This window comes from Pseudomonas sp. Gutcm_11s (genome assembly GCF_028649395.1).
Classification (GTDB): Bacteria; Pseudomonadota; Gammaproteobacteria; order Pseudomonadales; family Pseudomonadaceae; genus Aquipseudomonas.
Genome location: NZ_JAQSUW010000016.1, coordinates 103,960 through 122,384, shown reverse-complemented (window position 1 = coordinate 122,384; position 18,425 = coordinate 103,960). Strand labels below are relative to the sequence as shown.

The window sequence follows — 18,425 nt, the reverse complement described above, 5'->3', positions numbered from 1 at the left end:
GTGCCCTTCAGCACAGTCGCTGAATCACTCCCGAGGCAATAACGGCAGCAACTCGCCAGCCGGCAGCATGAGGGTGTTGGAGAAGTAGGCCCGATAGCCATAGGCGGTCATCACCACCTTGCACGGCACGGTCGTGCGACCGGCCAGGGCCTCATTGAAGCGGCGCTGATCGATGAATCGCTCCGACCGCCCCTCATCCGTGGTTTCCGCGAAATGCAGGTTGGAGCGGTAGAGAAAGCGCCCCTGCTCCTGACCGACTCGCTCCACCGTGCCGGAGCCAAAGAGTGGAATCACATGGTCCATGGCAAACACCGGCTCGCGCTCCAGGGAACAGCTGAGCGACTGGCCGATCTTGCCGCTGCCGTCCAGGCGCGAATAGACCTCGTCGAGATCAATATCGGATGCAAAGAACAGGTTGAAGCTGACGCGCTCGGCCTCGGGCTCGGCGCGCAGATAGGCGAGGTTGGCGATGGGCTGGTGATGGTCCTTCATGCAGGCCGAGCAGCTCAGCGCGATCAGCAGCGGAGCCAGGATCTTTCTCAGGCTCATGGCCCCAGGTACTCCTGAATAGAGCGTTTCACATAGTCGTACGGCGAGTACCCCGCGGGCATCATGACGCTGAACATCCGCCCCGCGTCGTAATGGTGGATATCGGCGACGACGCTGATATTGGCGCCCTGAGGAATCCAGCGCTCACCGAAATCGGCAACGCCATCCGAGCTATCGGGCTTCTTGGCGTCAGCTCGGACATTGATCCAGAACTCGGCCTTGGGCGCCGGTTTGCTCAGGTAGATGTCCGACCCCATCCACACCATCATGCCCTCCCCTACAGGGTCCAGGGTGACCAGAGCCTTCACCTTGTAGCCTTTCTCCGCGAGGATCTGCGACAAATGGGCGCCGTTCCAGCCCCCCAGGCTGTGCCCCACCAGGTAGACCGGCAAGGCCTTGGTGGTGAGCGGTTTCAGCACATATTCGTCGATGTCGAAGCTGCCGCGCACATCGCTGTAACCCAGGTGGTAGGAGACGTAGTTTCCCGCCTTTTTCTGAGTCTCAAAGTCCGCATCCAGCTTGCTTCGCGCTTCGGCCACGTTGTTGTTGGGCCCCTGCAGGTAATAGGACTCCTTGTCCGCAGCGCCACCGATGAAGAACACCACGGCCTTCTTCACCTCCACCGGAACGGTCTTCACCGCCTGGTCCGTGGCCGGGGTCAGTGTGTGCGATCCGGCAATCTTGGTGCATTCCTTGTCAGCACTGCTCATGGCTGATTACCCACGAGAACCTGCACCGTTTCGGCCTTGCCCATCTGGCTCACCACATGGGTGAAACCCTGCGCATCGGTAACGCCCTTCTCCATGGCGCCGCTGGCGCGGCGAATGGCATAGGGGTAATTGGCCAACGGCTCGCCCGTTTGCGAACAGACCAGCTGCAAACTGTCCTGGAACATACCCGCCAGCGGCGCAGGTGCGACGAACGGGGCCGAGGTGTGCTGCGTGCCGACCAGCACATTCCCCGAACCGCTGATGATCACGCCGCCATGCGCGGTGCTGCTGCCAAGGAAGGCGACAGGACGGCCATTGATCAGAATGCTGCCGATACCTTCGACGACGGAATCGCCGCAGCCGCTGCTGTCGCCCACGCGCAGCGTCGGCAAGCCGTTGATGATGACATTGGGGGAACCGGTGACGGTCGGGTTGACGCCGTGCCCCGGCAGGGGACACGCATTGCTATCGCTCTGGCGAGCGGCGGGCTTGCTCATGGACGACTCCTTGTCGAGATCCGAGGCGCCTTCCCGGCGCACCGGCAGCATTATGCCTCCGCCCAACAAGAGGTTTCGCGTACTGGGTCAGCTTTGCGACATGCGCGCCTATCGCAACAGCCGCATCCCTGGCGGCAGGCTCAGCCCACCGCCGGCAACGGCGCATCCAGCGGTGTGACCGTCACCCGCACGTCCGGATCGTGGCTGCCGCCGCCGAGAATCACCCCGCGCAGCGGTGACACGTCGGCGAAGTCGCGGCCCCAGCCGAGGGTGATGTGCTCCAGATTGGGCAGCAGATTGTTGGTCGGGTCGAAGTCGACCCAGCCCTGGCGCGGGCAGTACAGCGAGATCCACGCGTGCGAGGCGTCGGCACCGATCAGCCGGGGTTGGCCGGGTGGTGGCTGGGTCAGCAGATAGCCGCTGACGTAGCGCGCCGACAGGCCCAGCGAGCGCAGGCAGGCCAGCATCAGGTGAGCGAAGTCCTGGCACACACCGCGGCGCTCCTCCAGCACCTGGGTCAGCGGGGTCGCAACCTGGGTGGCGGCGGCGTCGAAGCTGAATTCGCGGAAGATCTTCTGCATCAGCGCCGAAGCCGCCTGCAGCAGTGGCCGGCCAGGCGGGAAGCAGTCGGCAGCGAAGTCCGCGAACACCTGCTTGATATGCACGTAGGGCGACTGGAAGCGGTAGCGCGCCGCCTCCAGCAGCTCAGTGGACAATGGCTGGCCGCTGTAGCCGAGGGCTGCCGCCACCTCTTCCCAGGCCGGCGAGTCGTCCAGCAGCAGGCTGTCGCGGGCGCGCACCTCGATGCGCAGCCAGGCGATCACCCGCAGCTCGTCATGCGGGCGCTCGAAGGCCAGGCGGGTCAGCGGGTTGCCGAACAGGTCGAGGCCATCCTGGCGCACGGTCGGCTGCGGGGTGATGGTCAGGTGCCGTTCGTGGCAGGTCTGCCGGGCGCTGTCGCGCGGCCACAGGTGGGCCAACTGCTGGGCCAGGGAGACCGGCGCCGAGTAGCGATAGTGGGTGTCGTGGAGGACCTGATAGTGCGCCTGCTTCATGAGGAGAGTGTCCCGCGGCTGGCGTCCACATGCACGAAGAAGCGCAGGGCCAGCTGGTCGGAGACTTCGGCAGAGACGGCGCTGATCTGCAGCAGCAGGTCGGCCAGGCCGGTGAGCACGGCGCGCTGGCCGGAGCTGCCGAACAGCGGGTTCTCCAGGGTGCTCAGGCGGAACCCGGCGAGCTTGGCGCTCAGCTCGGCCAGGGCATCGCCGCTGGCGAAGGCGAAGTTCTCCTCCAAGCGTTCCAGCGAGCGCAGCAGCTGGCGCAGCTGGAACAGCACGGCATGCGGGTTCTGCTCATCGAGCAGCAGCAGGTCGAGCACCGGGATCAGCTGCGGCGCGGCCAGGTAGCGGGTGCGGTAGGTGATGATGCTGTTGCCCAGTTCCAGCAGCCATTCCAGCGCCGACTGGTCATGCACCGCGTGGCTGCGCAGCAGCTCGGCGATACTCTCGCAGAGGAACTGCAGGCGCTCCAGGCAGCGACCGAGCATGAGGAAGCGCCAGCCGTCGTCGCGGGTCATGTCGTCGAGGGCGAAGCCGGACAGCGCCGCCAGCGACATCAGCAGGCGTTCGAGGAAATCCAGCTGGTCGCCGAAGTCGGCGCCCTCGCGCTCCAGGCTCTGCGCCTCGCGCTGCAACTCCACCAGCGCCTGCCAGTTGGCCTGGGACAGCTTGCCGCGCACGCTGCCGGCGGCCCACTGCAGGCGCTGCAAGTTGGCGCGCAGACTGGTCGGCCAGTCGGCGCCGAGCAGGGCCTGGTGCAGGCGCTCCTCCAGCGAACCCTGGGCCGCGCCGGGCAGCAGGCCGAGGCTCTCGGCCAAGGCCAGGGCGGCCTGCAGCGCCTGCGGGTCGTCGTCATCGTCGACATAGCGGTCGAGCAGGATACGCAGCAGGCGCGCGCCGTCCTCGCAGCGCTCGCTGTAGCGGCCGAACCAGAACAGGTTCTCCACCACCCGCGACGGCAGATAAGGGTCGCTGCGCACCAGGTCGGCCACGCCGAGCGGGCGCAGCCACTGCCAGGGTTCGCCGCCGGGATTGCGCTCGCCGAGCACCCAGGTGTCCTTGCTCGCACCGCCGCGCTGCATCGACACCACTTCGGCGTCGGCATCAGCCGCCACGCGGGTCAGGCCGCCGGGCAGCACGCGGTAGCCATCTGCGCTGGCCACGGCGTACACGCGCATGCCGATGGCGCGCGGCACCACGCCACCCTCCTCGGCCTGCCACACCGGCGCCTGCGACAGCTGGGCGCGGGCCTGCGCCACATAGGCATAGGGGCGTGCCTGGATGCGTTCGGCCAGGGCTTCGCGCTGCGCCTCGTCGAGATCGCGGCCGAACACCGGGGCGAAACTCTGCGACGGGAAGCTGGGGCGCACCAGCAGTTCGTCGAGCTTGTCCAGCGCCTCGTCCAGCACCGGCGCCTCGCCGCACCACCAACTGGCGACGGTGGGCAGCAGCAGCTCCTCGCCGAGCAGCTTCTCGGCAATCGCCGGCAGGAAGCCGGGCAGCCCCGGCGACTCCAGCACGCCACTGCCGAGGGCATTGGCCACCAGCACGTTGCCCTGGCGCACCGCCTCGAGCAGGCCGGGCACGCCGAGGGCGGAGTCGGTGCGCAGCTCCAGCGGGTCGCAGTAATCGTCGTCCAGGCGGCGCAGCACGGCGTGCACGCGGCGCAGGCCGGCCAGGGTCTTCAGATAGAGTTTGGCGTCGCGCACGGTGAGGTCGCTGCCCTCGACCAGCGGATAGCCGAGCTGGCGCGCCAGGTACAGGTGCTCGAAGTAGCTCTCGTTAAAGCGCCCGGGGGTGAGCAGCACTACCAGCGGCGTTTCGCCGTCGGCCGGGGCTTGGCGCGCCAGGGTGTCCTGCAGGGTGCGGAAGAAGCCGGCCAGGTACTGCACGCGCAGGTCGCGGTACAGCTCGGGGAAAGCGCGCGAGAGGATCTGCCGGTTCTCCAGGGCGTAGCCGGCGCCGGAGGGCGCCTGGGTACGGTCGGCAGTGACCCACCAGCGGCCGTCCGGCGCCCGCGCCAGGTCCACCGCGTACAGGTGCAGGAAGGTGCCGCCCGGCGGCTGGATGCCCTGGCAGGGCCAGAGGAAGTTGTCGTGGCCGAACACCAGCTCGGTCGGCAGCAGGCCCTCGGCGAGCAGTTGCTGCGGGCCGTACAGGTCCGCCAGCACGGCGTTGAGCAAACCGGCGCGCTGGGCCACGCCGGCGGCGATCTGCTGCCACTCCTCGGCGGGGATCAGGTTGGGCAGCAGGTCTAGCTCCCAGGGGCGGTCGGCGCCCTCCGGGTCGGCGTAGACGTTGTAGGTGACGCCGTTCTCCTGGATCTGCCGCGCCAGCATGGCCTGGCGCTGCTGCAGCTGTGCCGGACTGCTGCGGCGCAGCTGGTCGAACAGGCGGCGCCAGTGCGGGCGCACCTGGCCCTGGGCGTCGAGCAATTCGTGGTAGGCCGCGTCGGAACGCGGGTAGTCGGCAAGCAGATCAGGCATGCAAGTCTCGCAAGGCGCCCTGGCGCCGGGCATCAGCCGCGGCGCAGGTCCAGGGTCATGGGCAGTTCATTATTGTTGATCGCTGTCTCCACCGACAGCTCGCCCGGGCTATGCCCGTGACGGAAGAAGCGCGCCATGCGCCGGCTCTCGGCGGCGTAGGCGTTGACCGGCAGTGCCTCGAAGTTGCGCCCACCGGGATGCGCCACGTGGTACTGGCAGCCACCGAGGGAGCGCTGCATCCAGGTATCGACCAGGTCGAACACCAGCGGTGCGTGCACGCCGATGGTCGGCTGCAGGCAGCTCGCCGGCTGCCAGGCGCGATAGCGCACTCCACCGACGAACTCGCCGACCTTGCCGGTCGGCCGCAGTGGCACCGGCACGCCGTTGCAGGTGAGCAGGTAGCGATCCGGGGCCAGCCCGGCGAGGCGCACCTGCACCCGCTCCAGCGACGAGTCCACGTAGCGCACGGTGCCACCGACGGCGCCCTCCTCGCCCAGCACGTGCCAGGGCTCCAGGGCCTGGCGCAGCTCCAGGTCGATGCCCTTCACCGCGTAGTCGCCCAGCTTGGGGAAGCGGAACTCCAGGTGCGGCGCGAACCACTCGGCGCGCAGCGGATAGCCGGCGGCGTTGAGGTCGAAGATCACATCGGCGAAGTCCTGCTCGACGAAGTGCGGCAGCAGGAAGCGGTCGTGCAGCTCGGTGCCCCAGCGCGCCAGCCGGGCCGGGCGATAGGGCTCGTTCCAGAAGCGCGCGACCAAGGCGCGCAGCAGCAGTTGCTGGACCAGGCTCATGCGCGCGTGCGGTGGCATCTCGAAGGCGCGCAGCTCAAGCAGGCCGAGGCGGCCGCTGCTGGAGTCCGGCGAGTACAGCTTGTCGATGCAGAACTCGGCGCGGTGGGTGTTGCCGGTGACGTCCACCAGCAGGTTGCGCAGCAGGCGGTCGATCAGCCAGGGCGGGCACTCGCGGCCCGGCTCGGGCATCTGCGCGAAGGCGATCTCCAGCTCGTAGAGGGCGTCGTTACGCGCCTCGTCGACTCTGGGTGCTTGTGACGTGGGGCCGATAAACAGGCCGCTGAACAGGTAGGACAGCGAGGGGTGGTTGTGCCAGTAGCTGATCAGGCTGCGCAGCAGGTCCGGACGGCGCAGGAACGGCGACTCGGCCGGCGTGGCGCCGCCGAGAACGAAGTGGTTGCCGCCACCGGTGCCGGTGTGACGGCCGTCGAGCATGAACTTCTCGCTGGAGAGGCGGCACTGGCGCGCGGCCTCGTAGAGAAACTCGGTGCGCTCGACCAGCTCGTCCCAGTTGGCGGCCGGGTGGATGTTCACCTCGATCACGCCCGGGTCCGGGGTGACGCGGAAATAGGTCAGGCGCGGGTCCTGCGGCGGCTCGTAGCCTTCCAGCAGCACCGGGCAGCGCAGCTCGCGGGCAGTGGCCTCGATGGCGGCGACCAGCTCCAGGTAATCATCCAGGCGGTTCAGCGGCGGCATGAACAGGTACAGGCGGCCGTCGCGCGGTTCGGCGCACAGCGCGGTGCGCACGATGCTGACAGCCGACTCGTTGAGCCCGGGCGCCTGCGGGCCCTCGCCTTCCAGCGGCTGCTTGCCATTGCCACCGGGGTGCAGCGGCATGCGCAGTTGCTGGCGGATGCTCTGCCGGCTGGGCAGCGGCGGGAACGGCTGGTGCGGGTCCTGGCCGGTGACGTAGGGGTAGTCCAGCTCGCCGACCCAGGGCTGCGAGTCCAGCGGCAGGCGATAGCCCAGCGCCGAGTCGCCGGGGATCAGCCGGCAGTGTTCGTCGCGCAGGAACCAGGGGCCGGTCAGCCAGGCGTCTTCGCCGGCGCTGCGCATCAGCGGCAGCACATGGCCGACCACCTCGCCGAGGCCACGGCAGAACACCTTGCGCAGGCGCTCGCGCTCCAGCGGGTCAGCGAGGCGCGCATCGTCCGGGGCGACGTTGGCCGGCAGGCGGCGTTCGCGCCACAGGTAGTAGAGCCAGTCTTCGTAAGCCGGGAACACATGTTCGGCTTCCAAGCCCAGGTGCCCGGCCAGGGTGCCGAGGAAGCGCGCGGCCAGGCGCGCATCGGCGCCGTAGTAGCGGGTCTCGTCGGCGTACAGCGCCGGGTCCTGCCAGATCGGCTCGCCATCCTTGCGCCAGAAGCAGTTGAGCGACCAGCGCGGCAGCTGCTCGCCCGGGTACCACTTGCCCTGGCCGAAGTGCACCAGGGCCTGCGGCGCGTAGTGGGCGCGCAGGCGATGGAACAGGTCGGCGGCCAGGGCACGCTTGTTCGGGCCCATGGCCGCGGTGTTCCATTCGGCGTCGTCCGGGTAGTCGAGGGAGACGAAGGTCGGCTCGCCGCCCATGGTCAGGCGCACGTCGCCGTAGGTCAGCTCGGCGTCGACCTGGCGGCCGAGGCTGAGGATGTCCTGCCACTGCTCCTCGTCGTACGGCTTGGTGACCCGCGGCGCCTCCCAGATGCGCTCGACGCGCATGTCGTGCTCGAACTCGCATTCGCACTCGTCGAGCACGCCGCTGATCGGCGCCGCCGAGGACGGCTCCGGGCTGCAGGCCAGCGGCACGTGGCCCTCGCCGGCGAACAGGCCGGAAGTCGGATCGAGGCCGATCCAGCCGGCGCCGGGCAGGTACACCTCGCACCAGGCGTGCAGGTCGGTGAAGTCGTGCTCGGTGCCGCTGGGACCGTCGAGGGATTTGACGTCGGCAGTGAGCTGGATCAGGTAGCCGGAGACGAAGCGCGCCGCCAGGCCCAGGTGGCGCAGCAGCTGCACCAGCAGCCAGGCCGAGTCGCGGCATGAGCCGGAGGCCAGTTCCAGGGTCTGCTCGGGCGTCTGCACGCCCGGCTCCATGCGGATCAGGTAGCGGATGTCATGGGACAGGCGCTGGTTCAGCGCCACCAGGAAGTCGACGCTGGGCGTGGGCTTGCGCTCGACCCCGGCCAGGTACTTGGCGAACAGCGGCCCGCCGGCCTCGGTGACCAGGTAAGGCGCCAGCTCGCGCAGCTCACCCTCGACATAGGCGAAGGGGATCTTCTCGGCGTGCGGCTCGAGGAAGAAATCGAAGGGGTTGAACACCGCCATCTCGGCGACCAGGTCGACGGTGACGCGCAGCTCCTCGGTCTTCTCCGGGAACACCAGACGCGCCAGGTAGTTGCCCTGCGGGTCCTGCTGCCAGTTGACGAAGTGCTCGCCGGGCGAAACCTGCAGCGCGTAGGAGAGGATGCGCGTGCGGCTGTGCGGCGCCGGGCGCAGGCGCACGACCTGCGGGCCGAGGTTGATCGGGCGGTCGTAGCGGTAGTGCGTGACGTGCTGCAGTGCGACATGGATCGACACGGCGTGCCTCCTGCGAGCCAGGGCGATACCGGGAAGGGGCAAGAGTTGTGCCACCGGCATTGACCGGGATCAACGAGCCCGCGCCGCTGGCGGGCAAGATCGGCAAAAGACCAAGAAGGGAGCAGGAACGCATGACCTTCATGCCGTGGACGCAAGCGCTTGAGGTGGGGATAGCGGAGATCGACGAACAGCACCGCTGGCTGGTGGAGCAGACCAACGCGCTGCACGAGGCGCTGCAGGGCGACGCCTCGCGGGCGCAGGTCGGCGCGCTGCTGGAGGGGCTGATGGACTACGTGATCAACCACTTCATCGTCGAGGAGAACCTGTTCGCCCGCCTGGGCTACCCCGAGGCCGAGGCGCACCAGGCCCAGCATGACCTGTTCAACGGCCAGGTGATGTCGCTACTGGATCGCCACGAGGCCGGCGAGGCGGTGGGCGCGGACGCCCTGGAGCTGCTCAAGGACTGGCTGGTGCACCACATCCTCAAGGTGGACAAGGCCTACGTGGAGCACTTCCGCGCCCACGGCCTGGGCTGAGGGCGCCACGCACCAACAAGGTGCGGACGCCCCGGGCCCGACTCAGCGCGGGGCAACCGGGCGCTTGGTCGGCTTCCTGTCCTTGCCGGCGCCGGCTTTCTCCGCCTTGCGCCGAGCCTCGGCGGCGGCCTTGGCCTGCTCGCGCTTGTCCCAGGCCTTGCTGCCGTCGCTGCCACGCGGTGGCAGGCCGGTGTGCTGGGTGAGGATGCGCCCGCCGCCCTGCGGCTTGCCGCCACCGTTGCCGGCGACCTTCTTGCTGCCGGCCGGAGTCGAGTTCTTGCGCCGGGCGCTCTGGTACTCGTCGGTCTGCGGCTGGTAGGTCGGGATCAGGTGATGCTTGCCGTTGCCGATCAGGTCGCTGCGGCCCATGCGCTCCAGCGCCTCGCGCAGCATCGGCCAGCCCTTCGGGTCGTGGTAACGCAGGAAGGCCTTGTGCAGGCGGCGCTGCTGCTCGCTCTTGACGATGGTCACGCCGTCGCTCTTGTAGGTGACCTTGCGCAGCGGGTTCTTGCCCGAGTGGTACATGGCCGTGGCCGACGCCATCGGCGACGGGTAGAAGGCCTGCACCTGGTCGGCGCGGAAGTCGTTGCGCTTGAGCCACAGGGCGAGGTTCATCATGTCCTCGTCGGTGGTGCCCGGGTGCGCGGCGATAAAGTACGGGATCAGGTACTGCTCTTTGCCTGCTTCCTTCGAGTACTTCTCGAACATGCGCTTGAACTTGTCGTAGCTACCGATGCCCGGCTTCATCATCTGATTCAGCGGGCCTTCCTCGGTGTGCTCCGGGGCGATCTTCAGGTAGCCACCGACGTGGTGGGTGACCAGCTCCTTGACATACTCCGGCGACTCCACGGCGAGGTCGTAGCGCAGGCCGGAGGCGATCAGGATCTTCTTCACGCCCGGCAGGGCGCGGGCCTTGCGGTACAGCTCGATCAGCGAACTGTGGTCGGTGTTCAGGTTCGGGCAGATGCCGGGGAACACGCAGGACGGCTTGCGGCAGGCGGACTCGATTTCCGGGCTCTTGCAGGCGATGCGGTACATGTTGGCGGTCGGCCCGCCGAGGTCGGAGACCACGCCGGTGAAGCCCGGCACCTTGTCACGCATCTCCTCGATCTCACGGATGATCGACTCATGCGAGCGGTTCTGGATGATGCGGCCCTCGTGCTCGGTGATCGAGCAGAAGGTGCAGCCACCGAAGCAGCCACGCATGATGTTGACCGAGAAACGGATCATGTCGTAGGCCGGGATCTTCGCCTTGCCATACGCTGGGTGCGGCACGCGCGCATAGGGCATGCCGAACACGTAGTCCATTTCCTCGGTGGTCATCGGGATGGGTGGCGGGTTGAACCACACATCCACCTCGCCATGCTTCTGCACCAGGGCGCGGGCGTTGCCCGGGTTGGTCTCCAGGTGCAGCACGCGGTTGGCGTGGGCGTAGAGCACCGGGTCGTTGCGCACCTTCTCGAACGACGGCAGGCGGATCACAGTCTTGGCGCGGGTCATCTTCGGGCTGGCCAGCAGCTCGACGACCTTGGCTTCGTTGGGATCTTCCTGCGGGCCTTTTTCCTGCTCGATGGCGCAGGCGGCGGTGTCCTGGGTGTTCACATAGGGGTTGATGATCTTGTCGATCTTGCCCGGGCGGTCGATGCGGGTGGAGTCCACCTCGTACCAGCCTTCCGGCGTATCACGGCGGATGAAGGCGGTGCCGCGGATATCGCTGATGTTCTCGATCTTCTCGCCGAAGGCCAGGCGCTGGGCGATCTCGACCACGGCGCGCTCGGCGTTGCCGTACAGCAGGATGTCGGCAGTGGCGTCCATCAGGATCGAGCGACGCACCTTGTCCTGCCAGTAGTCGTAGTGGGCGATGCGGCGCAGCGAGGCCTCGATGCCGCCGAGGACCACCGGGGTCTGGCTGTAGGCTTCCTTGCAGCGCTGGCTGTACACCAGGCTGGCGCGATCCGGGCGGGCGCCGGCCAGGCCGCCAGGGGTGTAGGCGTCATCGCTGCGGACCTTCTTGTCCGCGGTGTAGCGGTTGATCATCGAGTCCATGTTGCCCGCCGCCACGCCGAAGAACAGGTTCGGCTGGCCGAGCTTCATGAAATCGTCTTTCGACTGCCAGTTCGGCTGGGCGATGACGCCCACGCGGAAGCCCTGGGATTCGAGCAGGCGGCCGATGATGGCCATGCCGAAGGACGGATGGTCGACGTAGGCGTCACCCGTGACGATGATGATGTCGCAGCTGTCCCAGCCGAGCTGATCCATCTCTTCCCGGCTCATCGGCAGGAAAGGCGCGGGTCCGAAACACTCGGCCCAGTACTTCGGGTAATCGAACAGCGGCTTGGCGGCTTGCATATTTTTTGATCAGGTGCGCTCTCACGGGGGCGCGGAATATAGCACAAAAAATATACAGAGTCCGACTAGCACGCTTGGTCGCATTGCACGAGCCGTTTGTGATCACGATCACTTACATGGCTATACTCCAGCCTGATTGCCCACACCAATAAGAACCCGGTTCAAGGAGTCCCCCGGTGCGATGCCTTACTGCGCCCGCGCTGCTACTGATGCTGTGCCTGAGCGTGCTCGGCGGGCAACTACAGGCAGCGCCCATACAGCTGCAGGCCGACAGCAGCGGCCAGGAACTGAACACCAACGTCCAGTTGCTGCAGGACGCCAGCGGCCAGCTGCGCATCGAAGACATGGCGGACCCGGCCGTACAACAGCGCTTCGAGCCGGCCAAAGGCCGCGCCAGCGTCGGGCAGAATCCCAATCCCTGGTGGATCAAGCTGGAGCTGCAGCGTGGCGCGGACGCCCCCGCAGACTGGTGGCTGGAAATCGGCTCGGTGACCCAGCTCGACCTGCAGCTCTACACGCCTGACGGCAAGGGCGGCTGGAGCATGCGCCAGTCCGGCGAGCGCGTCGGCTTCGCCGAGGGCCGCGACCACGACTACCGGCGCATGCTGCTGCAACTGCCGGAACTGGGCAGCGCGCCCACCACCTTCTACCTGCGCAGTTTCGATCCGGCCGGCAACTCCTTCCCTCTGAAAATCTGGCAGAAGGAAGATCTGGACCACCTGGCCGCCCACGAGAACCTGGGCCTGGGCCTGATCTACGGCATCATCGCTGCCCTGCTGCTGTACAACCTGTTCATCTTCTTCAGTCTGCGCGACGCGGCCTACTTCTGGTACGTGCTGACCACCGCCGGCGCGCTGCTGATGATCGTCAGCATGAGCGGCCACGGCTTCCAGTACCTGTGGCCCGAGGGACCGGTGCCGTTCTGGCTGGACCGTGTCACCCTGCCCTCGCTGTGGGGCTTCTGCGCCTGCCGCTTCACCCAGACCCTGCTGCAGACCCGCGTCCACGTGCGCTGGGCGCATCACCTGCTGACGTTCGCCTGCGTGTTCTACGTCATCGCCGTGGTCCTCGAGGCGTTCGGCCAGCGCAACCTGGCGGCCTGGGTCATCGCCCTGCTGTCGCTGACCAGCATTCCCGCCGCGCTTGGCTCGGCGGTGATCCGCTGGCGCCAGGGCTACTTCCCCGCCCTGCTCTACCTCTGCGGCTACGGCCTGATCCTCGGCAGCATCAGCCTGGCGCTGATGCGCTCCACCGGCCTGGTGCAACCGGCCACCTGGAACGCCTACGTGTTCCCCCTGGCAGTGTCCGCCGAGTCGATCCTGTTCTCCTTCGCCCTCGCCTACCGTATCCAGATGCTCAAGCAGGAACGGGCCGAGGCCGTGCTGCAAGCCGACCGCGAGAAGAGCGCGCGCCTGGCGCAGATGCAGGCCAGTGCCGACGAACTGCACGAGGCCGTGCGCCTGCGCACCGCCGAACTGGCCCTGGCCAACCAGCAGCTAAGCGAGCGAGAGGAACGCCTGCAGCATGCCGCCTTCCATGATCCGCTGACCGACCTGCCCAACCGCCGCTACCTGATCGAGCGCGCCGAAGTAGCCCTGGCCGATGCCCAGCGGCGCAACGAATCGGTGGTGCTGATGCTGGTCGACCTCGACCACTTCAAGCCGATCAACGACCGCTACGGCCACGACGCCGGCGACCTGCTGCTGCGCACCATCGGCCATCGCCTGCGCGAGCATGTACGCGCCAACGACATGGTGGCGCGCCTGGGTGGCGACGAATTCGCCGTGCTGATCTGCGGCCCGGACGCCCAGCAGCATGCCCAGGAGATCGCCGCACGCCTGCTCGAGGAGCTGTCGCGCCCAGTGCTGTACGGTGCCAACCGCCTGGCGGTGACCATCAGCATCGGCGGCGCACTCTACCCGCAGCACGCCCTGCAGTTCACCGGCCTGTACAAGGCCTCCGACGAGGCGCTGTACCGGGTCAAGCAGAAGGGCCGCTCGGGCTTCGTACTACAGGGCTGCGACGGCGAACTGAGCCCGCAGACCTGCCTGATGCTGGACGTGCTCAAGGTGCCCAGCGGGCTGAGCTGAGGCTGGTGATCAGGCCTTGTAACGGCGCGGCACCCGCGCCGTTACCTTGGTCAGCAGCTCGTAGCCGATAGTGCCGGCGGCAGCAGCCACCTCGTCCACCGGCAGGTTGGCCCCCCACAGCTCCACCGCATCGCCAACAGCGGCCTCGGGCAGGTCGGTGAGATCGACCGTGAGCATGTCCATCGATACCCGCCCGGCCAGCGGCACACGGCGCCCACCGATCCACAGTGGCGTACCGGCAGGCGCATGGCGCGGATAGCCATCGGCGTAGCCGCAGCTCACCGTACCGATGCGCGACGGCCGCTCGGCGACCCAGCCGGCGCCATAGCCGACACTCTCGCCCGGCGCGACCTCGCGCACCGCGATCAGCTGCGCGCTCAGGCTCATGACCGGCTTTAGGCCCAGCTCGGCGGCGGCCAGATCGGCGAAGGGCGTGGCGCCGTAGAGCATGATGCCGGGGCGAATCCAGTCCATGTGCGCAGCCGGAATCATCAACAAGGCGGCGGAGTTAGCCAGGCTGCGCTGGTCGAAGTCCAGATCGAGCAGGTCGAGGAAGCACTCCAGCTGCACTTCGGTCAGCGAATGGCCGCGCTCGTCGGCGCAGGCGAAATGGCTGAGCAGGTTCAGCTCGGCGACCTGGGCGGCTCCGCGCAAGCGCGGGAACAGCTCGCGTACGGGCTCAGGAGCGAGGCCCAGGCGATGCATCCCGGAATCCAGCTTGAGCCAGACATTCAGCGGCCGCGCCAGCTCGGCGGCGAGCAGCGCCTCAACCTGCTCTGGGCCCTGCACGACCAGGTCCAGGCCCAGGTGCGCGGCCATCGGCAACTCCTCAGCCGAGAAGCAGCCCTCCAGCAACAGGATGCGCGCTGCGTCATGCATGGCTCGCACTTCAGCAGCCTCTTCCAGGCTGGCCACGGCGAAGCCGTCCGCCTCGCCATACAGCGCACTGACCACTTCACGCACGCCATGCCCATAGGCATTGGCCTTGACCACGGCGAAGGCCTGGCGGCCTGGCGCGCAGCGCTTGGCCAGTTGGTAGTTGTGAACGATGGCAGCCAGATCGGTGGTGGCGACGAGGGGGCGCATGACAGCCTTCCGGAAATGAAACGGGCGCCCATCTTAACCGTTGGGCGCCCGTTTTCATTGAGCAGGATCAGCTCCGCGGAGACTCAGTCTTCCTCGAAGTTGTAGAGTCCCGGCGCCAGGTTGTCGAAGCGCGTGTACTTGCCGATGAACGCCAGGCGGCAGGTGCCGATGGGGCCGTTACGCTGCTTGCCGATGATGATCTCGGCCACGCCCTTGTACTCGGTCTCCGGGTGATACACCTCGTCGCGGTAGACGAACATGATGATGTCGGCGTCCTGCTCGATCGCACCGGATTCACGCAGGTCGGAGTTGACCGGGCGCTTGTTCGGGCGCTGTTCCAGCGAGCGGTTGAGCTGCGACAGGGCGATCACCGGGCAGTTGAATTCCTTGGCCAGTGCCTTGAGCGAGCGCGAGATCTCGGAGATCTCGTTGGTGCGGTTGTCGCCGCTGGAGCCCGGGATGCGCATCAGCTGCAGGTAGTCGACCATGATCATGCCGATGTCGCCGTGCTCGCGGGCCAGGCGGCGCGCACGGGCGCGCATCTCGGTCGGCGAGATGCCGGCGGTGTCGTCGATGAACAGCTTGCGCTCGTTGAGCAGGTTGACCGCCGAGGTCAGGCGCGGCCAGTCGTCATCGTCCAGCTTGCCTGAACGCACCTTGGTCTGGTCGATGCGGCCGAGCGACGAGAGCATACGCATCACGATCGAGTCGCTGGGCATCTCCAGGGAGAACACCAGGATCACCTTGTCGGAACGCAACACCGCGTTCTCCACCAGGTTCATGGCGAAGGTGGTCTTACCCATGGACGGACGGCCGGCGACGATCACCAGGTCGGCCGGCTGCAGGCCGCTGGTCATGCCGTCCAGGTCGGTGAAGCCGGTGGAGATGCCGGTAATGCCTTCGTTGGTGTTGAACAGCTCGTCGATGCGGTCGATGGCCTTGACCAGGATCTCGTTGATCCCCACCGGCCCGCCGGCCTTGGGCCGCGCCTCGGCGATCTGGAAAATCTGCCGCTCGGCCTCGTCGAGCACTTCCACCGCGCTCTTGCCCTGAGGGGCATAGGCCATGTCGGCGATTTCGTTGCTGATGCCGATCAGCTGGCGCAGCGTGGCGCGCTCGCGAGTGATCTGCGCATAGGCCTTGATGTTGGCCACCGACGGGGTGTTGTTGACCAACTCGCCGAGGTAGCCGAGGCCACCGACCTGGCTCAGGTGACCTTCCTTGTCCAGCTGCTCGGACACGGTCACCACGTCGAACGGCGAGTTGCGCTCGGCCAGGGTGACGATGGAGCGGAAGATCAGGCGGTGGTCATGGCGGTAGAAGTCGCCGTCGGACACCGCATCGGAGACCCGCTCCCAGGCGTTGTTGTCCTTCATCAGGCCGCCCAGCACGGCCTGCTCGGCCTCGATGGAATGCGGCGGCACCTTGAGTGCGGCGGTTTCCAGGTCGTATTGCTGGGGGACGCTGATATCGTTCATGGCACCTGTGATTCCGGAAAACGCAGAGGCTTTGGCAAAGGCCTGCTTTGCAAAAGGCTCTAGAAAAAACAACGGGCACGCACCGCAAAGCGATGAGTGCCCGATTGTCGGCAGGCCCGCACCTTCGTGCAAGCCCGCAGGTCGCATGCCTTAGGCAGCTACCACGATCACCTTGACGGTGGCTTCTACGTCGGTGTGCAGGTGCACCGCAACGTCGAATTCGCCGACCTGGCGGATGGTGCCGTTCGGCAGACGCACTTCGGCCTTGGACACTTCCACGCCAGAGGCGGTCAGGGCTTCGGCGATGTCGTGGGTACCGATGGAACCGAACAGCTTGCCTTCGTCACCGGCCACGGCAGTGATGGTGACTTCCAGCTCGGCCAGCTGAGCAGCGCGAGATTCGGCGGAAGCCTTCTTCTCGGCAGCAGCTTTTTCCAGCTCAGCGCGACGAGCTTCGAACGCAGCGACGTTCTCGGCGGTAGCGGCGGTGGCCTTGCCTTGCGGCAGCAGGTAGTTACGGCCGTAACCGGCCTTGACGTTCACCTTGTCGCCCAGGTTGCCCAGGTTGGCGATTTTTTCCAGCAGGATAACTTCCATTTGGGTCTTACCTCTTAACTTTTAACCTTCACCGTTCGCGGGGCCGGCGCCGTTGTTGCGCGCTTGGCGACCGCGAAAATCAATCAGACTGTCGATGGCGGCCGCAGCCACCAGTAACGGATAAATCAGCTGCATAAACAGCAGCAGCGACACATACAGCCCCACCAGCCAGAAGCGCGCCAGGCGCCCCGCCGCGGCCAGACCATGCAACAGGGCCACACCGGCAAACGCCAGGGGCACACTGCACAGCGGCGTCAGCATGGCCAGCTCCAGGCCCAGATTGGGCGCCAGGAGCATGACCGCCAACAGCCCGAAGGCCAGCGGTGCGGGCAGACGCAGGGCACGAAACTCGAGCCCGAAGCCGCCGGGGTTGTACAGCGCCGCCTGCCAATACCGCCCGAGCATCAGGCAGAGCAGGCTGACGATCTGCAGCAACGCAGCCATCAATCCGGTGAGCACCGGGGCGATCAGCGCCTCCAGGCGGGTCCGCTCTTCTACCGACATCTGCTGGTAGACCCCATCGAGCATTTGCGGCATCAGCTTGTACAGCTCACCCGCCATTGCTGTGATGGGTTCACGGAACACCGCACCCAGAATCACGCCAAACACCAGACCAAGAGGAATGCTGGCCAGCACTACCCTCACCCAGGAGTGACCGGCGCGCAATAACAACGCCAGCCCCAGCGAACCGAGCAGCACCAGCAAGGTGCGCGGCTCACCGAAATGCCACCAGACCACGGCCGGTAGCATCGCCCAGGCGAGGATGCCAACGGCATCTCTCGGCCCCCGCCGCAGCAGCACTAGGCAACTTGCGGCGGCACTCAACCAGAACAACAGCGGCACTGCCGCCGAACCAACCACCACCAGGGTGGCCTGCACGCGGCCGCGCATGATGAAATCAGCCAAGGCGCGCATGCGTTTTATCCCTTACTACGAAATCGACGGTCTGCTATCAACGGCCGTGGCTGTCGGTGTAGGGCAGCAGGGCCAGGTAGCGGGCGCGCTTGATAGCGACGGCCAGCTGACGCTGGTACTTGGCCTTGGTACCGGTGATACGGCTAGGAACGATCTTGCCGGTTTCGGATACGTAGGCTTTCAGGGTGTTGAGATCTTTGAAGTCGATCTCTTTCACGCCTTCAGCGGTGAAACGGCAGAATTTACGACGACGGAAGAAACGTGCCATGAATGTGGCTCCTCAATAGATCCGTGGATTACTCGTCAGCGTTGTCGCTGTTGTCACCGTCTTCGCCTTCGGCGGATTCGGTTTCAACGCGCTCACGGCGCTCACGGCGCTCGCTGCGGTTTTCTTCGGCCTTGAGCATCTCGGACTGACCGGTAACGGCTTCGTCGCGACGGATGACAAGGTTACGGATCACGGCGTCGTTGTAGCGGAAGTTGTCTTCCAGCTCGGCCAGGGCTTTGCCGCTGCACTCAACGTTCAGCATCACGTAGTGAGCCTTGTGAACATTGTTGATGGCGTAGGCCAGCTGGCGACGACCCCAGTCTTCCAGACGGTGGATTTTGCCGCCGTCTTCTTCGATCAGCTTGGTGTAACGCTCGACCATGCCGCCGACTTGCTCGCTCTGGTCCGGGTGAACCAGGAAGATGATTTCGTAATGACGCATGAATGCTCCTTACGGGTTGT

At 66.6% G+C, this 18,425-nt stretch carries 15 protein-coding genes; 2 read left to right on the top strand and 13 right to left on the bottom strand.

Annotation, left to right across the window (positions count from 1 at the left end; genetic code table 11):
* Window positions 1-24: 24 nt before the first annotated feature.
* The 6 genes from PTT45_RS16810 to PTT45_RS16785 all read right to left on the bottom strand — a co-directional run bounded on the left by PTT45_RS16810 (window position 25) and on the right by PTT45_RS16785 (window position 8,644).
* A complete protein-coding gene (locus PTT45_RS16810) occupies window positions 25-549 on the bottom strand; it encodes a hypothetical protein (protein WP_273814776.1) in 525 nt (174 codons plus the stop codon).
* A complete protein-coding gene (locus PTT45_RS16805; protein ID WP_273814775.1) occupies window positions 546-1,259 on the bottom strand; it encodes an alpha/beta hydrolase in 714 nt (237 codons plus the stop codon). Before PTT45_RS16805 ends, PTT45_RS16810 begins: the two co-directional genes overlap by 4 nt.
* A complete protein-coding gene (locus PTT45_RS16800) occupies window positions 1,256-1,756 on the bottom strand; it encodes a PAAR domain-containing protein (protein WP_273814774.1) in 501 nt (166 codons plus the stop codon). The genes PTT45_RS16805 and PTT45_RS16800 overlap by 4 nt, the downstream gene beginning before the upstream one ends.
* A gap of 140 nt (window positions 1,757-1,896) precedes the next feature.
* Window positions 1,897-2,811, bottom strand: a complete 915-nt coding sequence (locus PTT45_RS16795; protein WP_273814773.1) for a transglutaminase family protein — start codon at window positions 2,809-2,811, stop codon at window positions 1,897-1,899.
* Window positions 2,808-5,300 (bottom strand): circularly permuted type 2 ATP-grasp protein, encoded by a 2,493-nt coding sequence (locus tag PTT45_RS16790; RefSeq protein WP_273814772.1) that lies wholly within the window; start codon window positions 5,298-5,300, stop codon window positions 2,808-2,810. The genes PTT45_RS16795 and PTT45_RS16790 overlap by 4 nt, the downstream gene beginning before the upstream one ends.
* A gap of 32 nt (window positions 5,301-5,332) precedes the next feature.
* On the bottom strand, window positions 5,333-8,644 hold the full coding sequence (locus PTT45_RS16785; RefSeq protein WP_273814771.1) for a transglutaminase family protein: 3,312 nt from the start codon (window positions 8,642-8,644) through the stop codon (window positions 5,333-5,335).
* Window positions 8,645-8,775: 131 nt separating this feature from the next.
* Between PTT45_RS16785 and PTT45_RS16780 the strand changes: the two genes are divergently transcribed.
* Window positions 8,776-9,180: a bacteriohemerythrin gene (locus PTT45_RS16780; RefSeq protein WP_273814770.1), complete on the top strand. Its 405-nt coding sequence runs from the start codon at window positions 8,776-8,778 to the stop codon at window positions 9,178-9,180.
* 42 nt (window positions 9,181-9,222) lie between these two features.
* Here PTT45_RS16780 and PTT45_RS16775 read toward each other — a convergent pair whose 3' ends face one another.
* The gene (locus tag PTT45_RS16775; protein ID WP_273814769.1) at window positions 9,223-11,529 is read right to left on the bottom strand and encodes a YgiQ family radical SAM protein; all 2,307 of its coding nucleotides are present in this window, start codon (window positions 11,527-11,529) and stop codon (window positions 9,223-9,225) included.
* Window positions 11,530-11,738: 209 nt separating this feature from the next.
* Between PTT45_RS16775 and PTT45_RS16770 the strand changes: the two genes are divergently transcribed.
* On the top strand, window positions 11,739-13,619 hold the full coding sequence (locus tag PTT45_RS16770; RefSeq protein WP_273815261.1) for a diguanylate cyclase domain-containing protein: 1,881 nt from the start codon (window positions 11,739-11,741) through the stop codon (window positions 13,617-13,619).
* Between the two features lie 9 nt (window positions 13,620-13,628).
* On the opposite strand, the gene alr is transcribed toward PTT45_RS16770, so the two are convergent.
* The 6 genes from alr to rpsF form a co-directional block, all read right to left on the bottom strand.
* A complete protein-coding gene (gene alr / locus PTT45_RS16765; RefSeq protein WP_273814768.1) occupies window positions 13,629-14,705 on the bottom strand; it encodes an alanine racemase in 1,077 nt (358 codons plus the stop codon).
* 83 nt (window positions 14,706-14,788) lie between these two features.
* Window positions 14,789-16,183, bottom strand: coding sequence for a replicative DNA helicase (gene dnaB, locus PTT45_RS16760; protein WP_273814767.1), 1,395 nt, complete (start codon window positions 16,181-16,183; stop codon window positions 14,789-14,791).
* Between the two features lie 150 nt (window positions 16,184-16,333).
* Window positions 16,334-16,780: a 50S ribosomal protein L9 gene (rplI, locus tag PTT45_RS16755; protein ID WP_192318779.1), complete on the bottom strand. Its 447-nt coding sequence runs from the start codon at window positions 16,778-16,780 to the stop codon at window positions 16,334-16,336.
* Window positions 16,781-16,801: 21 nt separating this feature from the next.
* Complete coding sequence (locus PTT45_RS16750; RefSeq protein ID WP_273814766.1) at window positions 16,802-17,695, bottom strand: hypothetical protein; 894 nt, start codon at window positions 17,693-17,695, stop codon at window positions 16,802-16,804.
* 37 nt (window positions 17,696-17,732) lie between these two features.
* Window positions 17,733-17,963 (bottom strand): 30S ribosomal protein S18, encoded by a 231-nt coding sequence (gene rpsR / locus PTT45_RS16745; RefSeq protein ID WP_043310391.1) that lies wholly within the window; start codon window positions 17,961-17,963, stop codon window positions 17,733-17,735.
* 28 nt (window positions 17,964-17,991) lie between these two features.
* Entirely contained in the window at window positions 17,992-18,405 is a 414-nt protein-coding gene (gene rpsF / locus PTT45_RS16740) for a 30S ribosomal protein S6 (RefSeq protein WP_043310390.1), read from the bottom strand.
* Window positions 18,406-18,425: the final 20 nt, after the last annotated feature.